Origin of the sequence: Empedobacter sp. UBA3239 (genome assembly GCF_002362875.1) — a bacterium.
GTDB classification, from domain to species: domain Bacteria; phylum Bacteroidota; class Bacteroidia; order Flavobacteriales; family Weeksellaceae; genus Empedobacter; species Empedobacter falsenii_B.
Window position 1 is genome coordinate 1 of the sequence record NZ_DEVJ01000025.1, and the last position, 12,880, is coordinate 12,880.

General features: G+C 31.2%; 10 protein-coding genes and 1 pseudogene. 4 read left to right on the top strand and 7 right to left on the bottom strand.

What is annotated here, in order from left to right; all coding sequences use genetic code 11:
* Positions 1 to 399: 399 nt before the first annotated feature.
* A pseudogene (locus B4G36_RS13985) lies at positions 400 to 758 on the top strand (IS982 family transposase); the annotation flags it as partial.
* Positions 759 to 1,184: 426 nt separating this feature from the next.
* On the opposite strand, the gene B4G36_RS03650 reads toward B4G36_RS13985, so the two are convergent.
* The 3 genes from B4G36_RS03650 to B4G36_RS03660 all read right to left on the bottom strand — a co-directional run bounded on the left by B4G36_RS03650 (position 1,185) and on the right by B4G36_RS03660 (position 3,698).
* A complete protein-coding gene (locus tag B4G36_RS03650) occupies positions 1,185 to 1,412 on the bottom strand; it encodes a transposase (RefSeq protein WP_414646339.1) in 228 nt (75 codons plus the stop codon).
* A 1,063-nt stretch (positions 1,413 to 2,475) separates the two neighbouring features.
* Positions 2,476 to 2,814, bottom strand: a complete 339-nt coding sequence (locus B4G36_RS03655; protein WP_291062077.1) for a hypothetical protein — start codon at positions 2,812 to 2,814, stop codon at positions 2,476 to 2,478.
* A gap of 59 nt (positions 2,815 to 2,873) precedes the next feature.
* Complete coding sequence (locus B4G36_RS03660) at positions 2,874 to 3,698, bottom strand: hypothetical protein (RefSeq protein ID WP_291062079.1); 825 nt, start codon at positions 3,696 to 3,698, stop codon at positions 2,874 to 2,876.
* A gap of 489 nt (positions 3,699 to 4,187) precedes the next feature.
* Between B4G36_RS03660 and B4G36_RS03665 the strand changes: the two genes are divergently transcribed.
* Positions 4,188 to 4,658, top strand: a complete 471-nt coding sequence (locus tag B4G36_RS03665; RefSeq protein WP_291062081.1) for a DUF695 domain-containing protein — start codon at positions 4,188 to 4,190, stop codon at positions 4,656 to 4,658.
* Between the two features lie 151 nt (positions 4,659 to 4,809).
* Here the strand turns inward: B4G36_RS03665 and B4G36_RS03670 are convergent, their stop codons facing one another.
* The 4 genes from B4G36_RS03670 to B4G36_RS03685 are packed head-to-tail and all read right to left on the bottom strand — an operon-like array spanning position 4,810 to position 10,994.
* Positions 4,810 to 7,986 (bottom strand): efflux RND transporter permease subunit, encoded by a 3,177-nt coding sequence (locus tag B4G36_RS03670; RefSeq protein WP_291062083.1) that lies wholly within the window; start codon positions 7,984 to 7,986, stop codon positions 4,810 to 4,812.
* Positions 7,987 to 7,999: 13 nt separating this feature from the next.
* Positions 8,000 to 9,070 carry an efflux RND transporter periplasmic adaptor subunit gene (locus tag B4G36_RS03675; protein ID WP_291062085.1) on the bottom strand — a complete coding sequence of 357 codons (1,071 nt, stop codon included), beginning with the start codon at positions 9,068 to 9,070 and terminating at the stop codon, positions 8,000 to 8,002.
* A 12-nt stretch (positions 9,071 to 9,082) separates the two neighbouring features.
* On the bottom strand, positions 9,083 to 10,396 hold the full coding sequence (locus B4G36_RS03680; RefSeq protein WP_291062087.1) for a TolC family protein: 1,314 nt from the start codon (positions 10,394 to 10,396) through the stop codon (positions 9,083 to 9,085).
* A gap of 7 nt (positions 10,397 to 10,403) precedes the next feature.
* Complete coding sequence (locus B4G36_RS03685) at positions 10,404 to 10,994, bottom strand: TetR/AcrR family transcriptional regulator (RefSeq protein ID WP_291062089.1); 591 nt, start codon at positions 10,992 to 10,994, stop codon at positions 10,404 to 10,406.
* A gap of 143 nt (positions 10,995 to 11,137) precedes the next feature.
* On the opposite strand from B4G36_RS03685, the gene B4G36_RS03690 reads away from it, so the two are divergent.
* Both B4G36_RS03690 and B4G36_RS03695 read left to right on the top strand, forming a co-directional pair.
* Complete coding sequence (locus B4G36_RS03690; protein ID WP_291062091.1) at positions 11,138 to 12,115, top strand: YpdA family putative bacillithiol disulfide reductase; 978 nt, start codon at positions 11,138 to 11,140, stop codon at positions 12,113 to 12,115.
* A gap of 39 nt (positions 12,116 to 12,154) precedes the next feature.
* Positions 12,155 to 12,859, top strand: a complete 705-nt coding sequence (locus tag B4G36_RS03695; protein WP_291062093.1) for a class I SAM-dependent methyltransferase — start codon at positions 12,155 to 12,157, stop codon at positions 12,857 to 12,859.
* The last annotated feature ends 21 nt before the right edge of the window (positions 12,860 to 12,880 follow it).

A 12,880-nucleotide genomic window follows, 5' to 3' on the forward strand; every position in this document is an offset into this window, starting at 1 on the left:
TTCCCTTAAGTTGCTGGTACAATGGGAAATATTTTTTGAGAATTTTAGATGTGAGAAGTGAGATATTAGATTTTAGATTCTAAAACTTCGTTTTTACCGCAGAAAATGATTTGACGTTTTACTTTTCTTCCAAAAAAGAAAAGCAAAAGATATACTTTTAAAGGAACAACTTCGGATGAATTCTACGATATAGAAATCTAACTTATGAATAAAAAAGAATTTTCAAGCCAAATTCAATACATCTTCGCATCATACAACAAAATATATCCCTATATATATTAAAATAATTCATTTAATCTGTTGGGTGAAATGAATTATGTGATAAAAGTAAGGTAATAATTAGCAGATACGTTATTAAAAAAACTGAAATTCAAAACCTTGAAATTACTAAACAAATCAATATCATATATAGTAAAAAATTATTTTAGAGTTTTAGAAGTTCTTTGGAATGTAAATTAGAGAATAAATCGGATGTTGATAGAAAACAAAAAATATCAGATTTAGAAGTAGTTAGATTGAGTTTAACTGCCGATTTTATGTCAATTGACATCTAGAATTCTTTATTTAAAGATTAAATAATGCACATATATTTAATATACTTGAATGAAGTCAGTTCCATAAACGAATACGAATATTTTTTCTTTTTAGAAGAGATAAGAACAAAATTAGCCACTAAATTTTTAGAATTTTAAGATTATTTCATCGTTGATAGTATGACGTTGGAGATTTGCAAATTTGCACTTCATAGAAGAATTAGATTTGTTTCAAATTGTAAATATGTTAAAAAGTGTTAAATTTCTGTATCGGTGTATATCCAAAATGACACTTTTCTGTATCGGTGGTGTATCCACGCTGTATCCATTCTGTATCCATTGTATATCCGTTCCGTATGGTTTGTTCGGTGTTCGTGTATCGAAATATAAACATTATGTTTCTAGATATGAGTATTGAGAGGGTTGTACAATTTAATAACTAAAAAGCAATAAGTGTTTGATATGTAGTCAGTTAAACTGAATTCATTTCAGTTTCTCACCTAATAGATTGAAACACTTCTGAAAATCAATTTGTTTACATAAGTGAATTTGTGAATTAATAACAAAAAAACTTACAACGTTAACCATAAACCCTAAAAAAAACAAAACCCAACAGATTATGAACTGCACCCAAAAGTTTGGACACTAAAATTAATTATTATAAAAATGAGTTCGGTATTCAATCGGGCTCATTTTGTTTAGATTCGATTTAATTCTTTCGTTGTTGTAATAGTAAATATATTGTTTAATTTCTTTTTTTAGTTGTTGTATTGAATCAAATTTTTTCAAGTAAAATAGTTCTGATTTTAATGTTCCAAAGAAATTTTCAATAATTGCACTATCCAAACAATTTCCATTTCGACTCATACTTTGAATTATTCCTTTTTTTTAATAAACATTGATATTGTTTCATTTGATATTGCCAGCCTTGATCCGAGTAAAATAGCATTCATTATTTAATCGGTCTGTATTTATAGCAATTTTCCAAGCGGCTAAAGTGATATTTTCGATATTCAAAGTCTTATGGCCTAAACTCCATCCAATGACCTTTCTATCAAATAAATCGATTAATCTGTTGTTAAATACAAAAATCATTCTTAAGTTTGAATATAAGTATATCTGACACCCATTTCATGTAAGGTTTTGAATCACTAAGATCTCGATTAAGTAGTTTATTCACAGTTAAATAATTCTGTTTGGAATTTATTGTAACTCTTTACTTTTTCTTAATTTATTTCTTAAACCAAGCTCTTTTATATATTTAGCAACTGTTTTAAGGGATATCCTATAACCTAATGCGTCAATTCTGAATGAAGCCGAGGACTTCCATATCTTTGCTTAAATTCAAAATAGAAATACTTTATTTTATACAACATCAATTTTTTTCAAAAATCTATTGGAATAACCTCTCTTTCTCCATTTAAAATAGCTGCTGGAATTGATTTTTAATAGAAAACATATTTTCTCAATCGGAAATTGGTACTCATAATTCTTTATGAATCTATATTTCATCGACCGTTCTTGAAAAAAATGCTGATTGCTTTTTTTTAAGATATCACGTTCTAATTCAGCATCTTTTAATTTCTTATCTAATTAAACTATACACTGCTGTTCTGCTGTTAATTTTAAATTACCTTTTCATGGAAAACTGTTAGATTCATATTCTTGATCATCTTTGTGGCATTTGTATAATAATGATGTTTTATTACAAGTTCCCTTACTAATTCTGAAATATTACTTATTTCATAACTCAATTCTACTACTCGTAATTTAAATGAGGCATCGTAAAGATTTTTTGTCCTTTCATCATTTTAAGATAAGTCTAATAACTTTTCTTATACTCGAGTTTATGTTAGTATATCCATATCATGCTGTTGCAAAATATTTACTAAATAAAAAAGAGAACTAAAAAGTTCTCTTTTTTATTTTTGGTTGAATTGATTTATTTCATCTTCTCCACTTTTATATATTTATTTCCATCGACATCGCTCCATGTAGGACCTTCGACCGATACTTCATCTCCAATATTCAAGGATTTATATTCTTGATTGTTCTTTTGAAAATTTATGATGCTAATTGTTGCTTTGTAATGCTCTCCTTTTTTGGTTTCGATTGTTGCCATATAGCCATCTTTACCTTTTTCAAGTGCGGTTACTTTTCCATTCACAACAATTTGATGTTCTTCTAAAATTGAAGTTGAATCCGTATTCGCTTTGTTCGTAGTACAACTATTCATAAAAAGTGCAGCTACAAGAATAATTAAAGCATAAGATTTTTTCATAATTATAATTTAATGACAAAATAAACCAAACTTTATACCATATCTCTTCAATACGATGATTACTCTTCGCCTAAATTTTCTATTTCTGATTCTAGACCTTGTCCGAATTCACTTAAAGCAGAGTTTAAAGAAATCTCGTTGCAATATGCAGATCCTAAATCTAAACCTTTTTGTAAAAATTGCTCTGCTTTTTCTTTTTCCCCAGTAAAATAATAATACGTATAAAATAATCCGTATCCATCTGGATTTCCTAAATCAATCACACGTTGTGCTAATTGCTGTAACTCTTTATTTGGTTTAAGTTTTATTTCGTCCGCCGCATTCAATGTTTCGAAAACACCACCAGATTGTTCAGCAAATTTATAAGCAAAAACTACTTTACAGCTTTCATCAAAACCTTCTTTACACAGTTTTGCATTTGCAGCTTCATTTTCCTTTAATTTTTGATTCAAACTATTTTCATCTAAATCAAAAAGAAAAGAAGCATTATTTTTAAAATTGATATCATAATTCTGAGCCATCCAATTTGCACGTTGCGCTAATTTAGGATTTGATTGAGCTTTATTTTCGAAAGATTTCAAATTTGATTTATATACTTTTTTATCTACCCAATCTGAAATTCCTTTTAATTGATTTTTCTCTTTTTTGAAGATAAAAACCGTTTTTTCGACAAATATTATAACCGAATCGTTGCGTTCAGTAAATTCGTAACCAACCTCATCAAATTCACCGATTGTTACTCTTCCTTTTCCATCAAATTTCAATGGATTATATAATTCATCTTTTGCTTTTGTTGTAAAAACGCCTTCTAACGTATTTGTCGCTTGTTGGGCAAAAAGTGCTGACACCATAAATAATGTTGTCAATAAAAACAGTTTCTTCATTTTTTAGAAAGTCTCAATTAATATTACGCCAAAAATAAACGTTTTAATTTGTCTAAAACTCACTAGAAATAGTTAAAAAAATAAATTTCTTTGCAGTCAACCGAGGACTCAGGTAAGGTAAAACACATCTGTTTATAATTAACTGAGGACTCGGAAAAGGTAAAACATACCTGTTTATAATCAACCGAAGACTCAGGAAAGGTAAAACACATCTGTTTGTAATCAACCGAGGACTCAGGAAAGGCAAAACACAACTGTTTGTAATCAACCGAGGACTCAGGTAAGGTAAAACACATCTGTTTGTAATCAAATCTTTTAGACGGACAGTAGAAAAGCGAGAATAACACTTTAACTACTATTGTGAATGTTTATATTAGCAGGAAATTAAAGAAAAGCTGATTTAATGTTTTTTTTACGAAACTTGACTATGTTTAACTTCGTGAAAAAAAATAATGTTAGCTGTAATGTTACCAAATAAAACTGCTACAAATGAAAAAATCAGATGATATTGAAGTTTTTATTCCCGCGGAAATTTATAAAGTTTTGGAATTTAAACAGGAACAACTTCCTGGAATTGCCATTGTAAATGATAACTTGAAAAGCAAAAATTTGAAAAAAGTATTTTCTTGGAATTGCTCAATATTAATTGATTTTGATAAAACTATTGAAAATGGAATGCCTTCGGAAGAAGAATTAAAAATCATTGAAAAATTTGAAGAGTTTTTGGATAACAAAATTAAAGGTAATAATAAGGAGAAACCAAATGCACTTTTCTTTGCGAGAATAACTTGGAATTCAACTAGACAATTAATCTATAAAATTTATTCACCAGAATTTACAAATGATTTTCTTACTAAATTAATTAACTCAGAAAATTATCCTCGTGAATTTAATTATAGAATCGAGAAAGATGAAACTTGGGAATTAACAGAATGGTATTCAAGAAATATTGAAGATTAAAAACACTACAGCTAACATCACCTCACAAAATAACAATTTCAACTAAATAAAAATCCTTGTCAAGGTTTAGAACCTTGACAAGGATTTTTTTATGTATCAATTAAAATAATAAAAACTGAACGGGTTTGATTAAATATCTAAAAACGAAAGATTACTCTTCCCATTCTTCTTTTATTTGTCTTGCTTCATAATCTGCAACCATTTCTGCTTCATAATCTACTTTTTCTCCTTTTGAGAAACGACGAATTGCACTATCGAATAATGAATAAACCACAGGAACGATAATTAAGGTTAGGAATAATGATGACACTAAACCACCAATAATTACCCATGCTAAACCATTGTTCATCTCCGCTCCTGCTCCTTTTGCTAAGGCAATCGGAATCATACCGAAAACCATCGCAATTGTTGTCATCAAAATTGGACGAAGACGCGCATGATTAGCTTGTACTAAAGCATTGTGAGTAGTTTCGCCAGCTTCTTTTCTATGATTGGTAAAGTCGACCAATAAAATCGCATTTTTACACACCAAACCAATCAACATAATCATTCCGAGAATCGTGAAAATATTCAATGAATTGTTTGTTAATGCTAATACTACGAAAACTCCGATTAAAGATAATGGAATCGAAAACAAAACCACGAAAGGATAAATAAACGAGTCGTACAAAGCAACCATTACCAAGTAAACCAAGATAATTGCAGCTAATAATGCATAACCTAATGTACCAAATCCTTCGGATTGATTTTCTTCATCTCCACCCCAAACATACGATACACCGGTTGGTTTTTTACTATCAATTTTCTTCAAACTTTCCTTGAAATCAGTCACAATATCACCTGTTGTACGACCAACGGATTGTGCTTGAACTGTTACAGAAGGCGTTTTATCACGACGTTCTAAGAAACTTGGACCTGAACTTTGCATAACCGTTGCAAATTGATCCAATCGGATTTGTTGTCCTTTATCATTCACAAAAATTAAGCTACGAACATCATCAATATTCGAACGATTAAAATCATTGTACTGAATATTAATATCATATTCGTATTCACCGGCACGGAATTTACCATCTGTATTTCCAGAGAAAGCCGTTTGCATGGTTAAACCAACCGTTTGAAGATTCAATCCTAAAGAAGACATTTTATCACGGTCAACTTGCACATTAATTTCAGGATTACCCGCTTCTGTTGTTAATTTCACTTCCGAAGAACCTTTAATTTGTTCTAATTCATGCTTCGCTAACTCAGCAAATTTCATCGCGCTTTCTAAATTTGGACCAGTCACAACCAACGCAATTGGCGCTTGTTCCGCTCCAATCAAACCAACTGGAACAGTTTTCACTTTCACTCCAACCAATTCTTTTTCTAATTCACGTTTTACTTTCGCTGCATAAATAAACGAATTATCTTCACGCTCTGATTTATCATTTAGAATAACATCAATCTCCGACTTATAAGCTGTTGCTTGCGCCGCTCCAAAACCTTCGGAACTTTGACCAACCGTTGTAATCATATCAACAACTTCTTTTTTATCACGTAAAAATTTTTCTGCTTTTTGCGTTACAAAGTTTGACTCTTCGATTGTTGCATCTTTTGGTAATTCCATCTGAACTAAGAATTCTCCTTTATCTGTTTTCGGGAAAAATTCTCCACCAATGTATTTTCCTCCCATTAAGATGGCAATTGTCCCGAATAAAAGAATGAAAACTCCAATAAAAACACCAATTCTTCGAACAGTTGATTTTAAACACCATTCTAACATATCAGAAATGAAATGCGTGAATTTTGTTAATTGTTTTTCGAACCAAAGAATAAATTTTTCGAAAATATTTTTCCCCGTGATATGTTCTAATTTTCCGAAACGAGATGACAGCCAAGGTACAATCGTAAACGATGACAATAAGGATAATAAAGTTGCAATAACTACGGTAACACAGAATTGAGAAATAACGTTAGAAACCAAACCTGTACTCATTGCAATTGGTAAGAAAACCACTACAATTACCAATGTAATCGCAGTTACGGTAAATCCAATTTCTTTTGCTCCGTCGTACGATGCTCTAATTCTCGATTTTCCCATCTCCATATGACGGTAAATATTCTCTAAAACTACAATGGCGTCATCCACCAAAATTCCCACAACAAGTGATAAACCAAGTAACGACATCAAGTTTAACGTATAACCCATCAAATACATTCCGATAAACGTTGCGATTAACGAAGCCGGAATAGAAACCATTACAATAAAGGCATTACGAATACTATGTAAAAACAAAAGCATCACAATTGCAACCAACACAACGGCTAAAACTAAATCGAAAATAACGTGATCTGCAGCTGCCAATGTAAAATCAGACGTATCATTTACAATCTGAATTTTAAGACCTTCTTTGCTATAATCAGCTTCAACTTTTTTGATGGTTTCTTTCATCAATTCAGAAACAGCCACTGCATTTGCATCAGATTGTTTTACAACCTGAACAATAATCGCTGAACTCTGATTAACACGTGCAATTTTTTCTACTTCTTTCTGAGAATCATGCACAAAAGCAACTTCTGACAAACGAACTTGAATGCCATTATTTGAAGAAATTACTAAATTATTTAATTCATTAACCGATTTATATTTTCCCGAAAGACGAATAATTGTCGAATTTTCACGCGTTTTTACACTTCCTGTTGGGAAATCTAAATTCGAAGTTAAGATTGCTTGCTGAACTTGAGGCACAGATAATCCATAACCTTTCAATTTCACAGGATCTAAACTTACCTGAATTTCACGTTCTTGTCCTCCAATCAAATTTACTTGCGCAACACCTGTCACACGTGATAAAACTGGTTCTATTTTTTTATCTAACAAATCATACAAATCTTTTTCTGTCAACTTATCAGACGTTACACCAGCTGTAATAATTGGTAAATCACTTAACGAGAATTTCGTCAAAGAAGGCGGATCTACATCATCAGGTAAATCTTTCTCAATGGCATTAATCTTACGTTGCGCATCATTCAACGCTAAATCTGCATTTGCATCAGAATTCAACGTCACCATTACAACTGATAAACTTTCATAAGATTTCGATTCTACTTTCTTTACATTTTCTAAGGCTGCAACCGCATCCTCTATCTTTTTGGTTACAGAATTTTCAACTTCGTTTGGAGAAGCTCCAGGATAAACCGTTGAAATCGTAACAACATTCGTTTCAAATTTTGGGATTAATTCGTATCCCATTTGCGTATAACTAAACAATCCTCCTAATGTTAAAATCGTGAATAACACGATAATCATTGTGGGACGTTTAATTGATATTTCTGCTATTTTCATGGAAAAACTACTCTTATTTTACAACTTTCACTTTCGTTCCATCTTTCAGATTAATCTGACCACTTGTCACGATTTCAGCTCCATCTTTAATTCCACTAATAATTTCAACTTCAGTTCCAACCGTTTTCCCAATCACAACTTTCGTTAATTTCGCTGCATTATTTTCAACCACGAAAACTTGTCCCGAACTAATTCCATTTACGAAAGCATTTGCTGGAACAACTAATACATTTTTCCCCGCATTTACATCATCTTTTGTCGAGAAAACTGCCGTTCCGTACATACCAGCTTTTAAACCAGAATTATTCGAAACTTGAATTTCTACTGGAAAGTTTAATGAAGCATCTGCTTTAGGCGCAATAAAAGAAATTTTTCCTGCAAATTCTTGATCAGGAAAAACACTCGCCAATACTTTGATTGTTTGTCCCACTTTCAAATTCACAACTTCAGCTTCTGTTACTGTAACTTGTAATTTTAGTTTTGACACATTAACAATATCAAACATTTGCGAACCCGGTGCTACTACAGATCCTGGCTCTATGTAACGCTTGTTAATCACACCAGAAATAGTTGCTTTTACATTGGTATCACGAACACGTAAATTTTGTGCAGAAACCGCTGCTCTTGCATTTTTTAATTGCAAACGCGAATTATCCAATTGTTGTTTTGTTACTCCTCCAGTTTTGTACGCATTTTCGTAACGTTGATTATCTATAATCGCATTTTGAAGATTATTTTGTGCTTGAGTTACATCAACCTCAATTGCATCTTTTTTGATTGTTGCCAATGTTTGACCAACAGAAACATAACTACCTTCATCTACCAATACACGAACAATTCTTCCTGAAATTTCTGAAGGAAAACTCATTTCCTGAAATGGCGCAAATGTACCGTTTGACGTATAATCTGTATTTAAGCTTTCGTATTTTGCTTTAATTGTATTTACCACAACCTCATCGTTATTAGCATTTACAATCGCAACTTCCTTTTCTTGCTTCGCTTTGTTATTTTTGATTATGTAAACTGCTCCACCAATCAAGCCAGCAGCAATTAATATATAAAGTAAAGTTTTTACTGATTTCATAAATCGGTTCTATTATTGAATTAATGTTTTTAAGTCTCCTTTTGCTTTGATTAATGCGATTTCGGCAATTTTATATTCTAACAAAGCATTTGAGTAATTATTTCTAGCATCTGTCAACGCATTTTCAGCATCTAAAATTTCTGTCAAATTAGCTAAACCTTGTTGGTAATTATTTTGAGTATTTGATAAAACTTTCTCTGCCAAACTCACATTTTCTTCTTGAATATCGACACTTTTCAATGCATTTTCTATTTGTGCTTTTGCATTTTGATATTCTAAACTCAAACCAAGTTTTGTGTCACTCATTTGTTCTTCGATATCCAACAAATCAATTTCTGCTTGATTAATTTTTGCTTTTGTAGCTCCACCAGAAAAAATCGGAACTTTAACACTCAAACCAATCGAAGCTAAATCTGACCAATAATAATCTTGAGAAGTTAAAAACTTCTGTCCAAAACCTTGCAATCCATAATTTCCAGATAAACCAACTGTCGGATAAAGATTTGCTCGTTCTGCTTCTTTTGCAAAACCTAACAATTCTTTTTGTTTGGATAAAACTTTAAATTCTGTTCTATTTTCAACATCAATTTGATCTTCCAACAAAACTAAATTTGGTGTAATTGTTTCTTCTGTTAGACTAATTGGTTGCTCAATTGGATAACCCATGTAGAATTTTAACGCATTTTTGTTGATTTCAACTGCATTTACCAACTGTTGACGCGAAGAAGAAATATTATTTAATTGCACAACAATTCGATCCAAATCAATTGGTTTTGCCAATCCATTATCCACTAAACTTTTGATTACATTTCGAACTTTATTTGTGTTTTCGTAACTTTTTTCAATCGTTTTTAATTTTTCTTCTTGAATAAAAACTTGGTAATACGCATTTGCAACACGCTCAATAATTTGTTCATCTGTTAAATCTGCATTCACCTGATAAAATTCGCGCGTTGTTTTCGCGGCTTTCAAACCTGTAAAAACTCGTTGATCAAACAATGTTTGATTTACCGTAACGCCCAAACTCGAATTCCATGGTTGTCCCATTTTAATCACAGTTGTTTGTCCGCCCATTGTCAACGCCATTTCTTGTACAATTGGATTATATTGCAAACCTGCATTGGCGTTTACTTGAGGTAAGGCTCCTGCTCTAGCTTCATCAATTTTATATTCGGCTTTTTTGATTGCCAAATCTGCACGTTTTGCATCTGCTTTGTTTTCTAGTGCAAAATTTACTGCATCTTTAAGTGCAATAATTTCTTGGGCATTAGCAGAACTCATCAACGCTACAATCGCTATAGAAAGTAATTGTTTTAACCTTTTCATTGATATATTAATTATTAAAAAGTGTATTGAGAATAATTTCTTTTCGATCAGAAAGAATACGTTTGAAATCTTCGTCGCTCAATTTCAAATCCAATTGAAGTAGCGGACGAATTGTAAATGGATAATTAACCAATGAAATCATGTTTAACAAAAACTGAAGTGGCTCCATCTTTTTAATCGTTCCTTTTTCCATTTCTTCCTCTAATCTTTCGTAAAAAACATTTACAACTACATCTAAATCATCTTTCATTAACTTAGAACACATTGTATTATTTTTATTCATTTCGGTAACGATGTAAGTTTCCAAATATGGATACTTGATTGATGTTGCAATAGAATCCTCTATAAATTCGCCAATCATTTCTTTGATATCACGATTTCTATCAAAAATAGCACGCGATTTTTCATTACTTACTCGCGTAGCTTCTTCGTAAATAATACTAATTAAATTGTATCGCGATCTGAAATAATAATTAATCAACGTTCTATTCACTTTCGCTTCATCAGCTATTTCTTGCGTAGTTGCATGAAATCTACCTTCCGCAAAAAACATTCTTTTCGCTGTTTCTTTGATTAATTCTTCTGTATCGTCTGTCATATCTGTGCGGCTTTTTTATTTTGACAAAATTGTCAAACAAAATTATTAATATATTTCGTTAATCCAAATAGTTAAACATTATTTTTATAAAAATTGGTAAAAATCATAAAGATTACCGAACTGATTATCCGTAAATTTGCTTAATGAAAGAACAATATGATTTGATAATTGTAGGTGCTGGACCGATTGGTTTAGCTTGTGCAATAGAAGCGAAAAGAAACAATCTTTCTTATTTAATTATTGAAAAAGGTGCTTTGACAAATAGTTTGTACAACTATCCTTTGTATATGACATTTTTTTCGACTGCAGAACGATTAGAAATTGGAGAAATTCCATTTAACTGTATTGCGCCAAAACCTGGTCGACAAGAGGCTTTAGAATATTATAGAAACATTCATAAATATTTTAAATTTAATCTCAATCTTTACGAAGAAGTTGAATCGATTAATAAAGTTGAAATAAATCATTTTGATATTAAAACCTCTAAAAGTAATTATTCAGCAAAAAATGTAGTTATTGCAACTGGTTTTTATGACATTCCAAACTTAATGAATATTGAAGGAGAAAATTTGCCAAAAGTTCATCATTATTACAAGGAAGCTCACCCTTATTCTTTTCAGAATGTGGTAGTTGTTGGCGCGAATAATTCTTCTGTTGATGCGGCTTTAGAATGTTATCGAAAAGGTGCCAATGTAACAATGGTGATACGTGGCGAAGCTTTTACGCATCGACTAAAATATTGGGTTCGTCCAGATATCGAAAATCGAATTTCGGAAGGAAGTATCAAGGCTTTTTTCAACTCGAATATCACATTGATTGACGAAAGTCAAGTTCATATCCAAACACCAGAAGGTGATATTTCAATTGAAAATGATACCGTTTTAGCTTTAACTGGTTATCATCCAAATTTCAAATTTTTGGAGAACTGTGGAATAACTTTCAGTAATGATGAATTGAAAACGCCAACTTACAATCCTGAAACAATGGAAACAAATGTGGATGGTTTATATTTGGCAGGCGTTGTTTGTGGTGGTATGTTGACGAATATTTGGTTTATTGAAAATTCGCGCGTACATGCACAGCAAATTGTTGAGGCAATTTTAGCAAAAAATAACAAATAAAAGTTTCTGTATCAATCAGAACATAAAAATAAAAATAACATGAAAGACCTTTTCGGACAGGCAATTTTAGATTATCAAACCAATCATTCGCCCGAAGATCTCTATACCGAAACATCAATTTCAGAGTTGGATGTAATGCCAATTGATTATCTTTTTCGAAAGTATGATGATATGCCAATTTTGGAACAAAAAGCATTAGATTTATCAAAAGGAAAAATATTGGATGTAGGTTGTGGAGCGGGTTCTCATTCACTTTATTTGCAAGAAAAAAGTTCAGATGTTTTAGCGATTGATATTTCTCCAAAAGCGATTGAAGCTTGTTTGTTGAGAGGAATTAAAAATGCAAAAGTTCAGAATTTCCTTGAAATCAATGAAACTGAGAAATTTGATACGATTCTATTTTTGATGAATGGAACTGGAATTTTTCAGAATTTAGTTTTAATCAATGTTTTCTTGGATAAAATTAAAAATTTATTAACCGAAAATGGTCAAGTTTTGATTGATGGAACCGACATTATTTATATGTTTGATGAAGACGAAGATGGTGGAAAATGGATTCCAAGTAATGGAAATTACTACGGTGAGTTAGATTTTACGGTTCATTATAAAGGTGAGCAAGAAGAATCTATTCAATGGTTGTATTTGGATTTTGATACGTTAAAAAATGCGTGCGAATATCATAAACTAAAATGTACAAAAATAAAAACCGAAGGAGATTCTTATTTAGCAAAAATATCATTATAAAAAATTCATACTATTAAATAC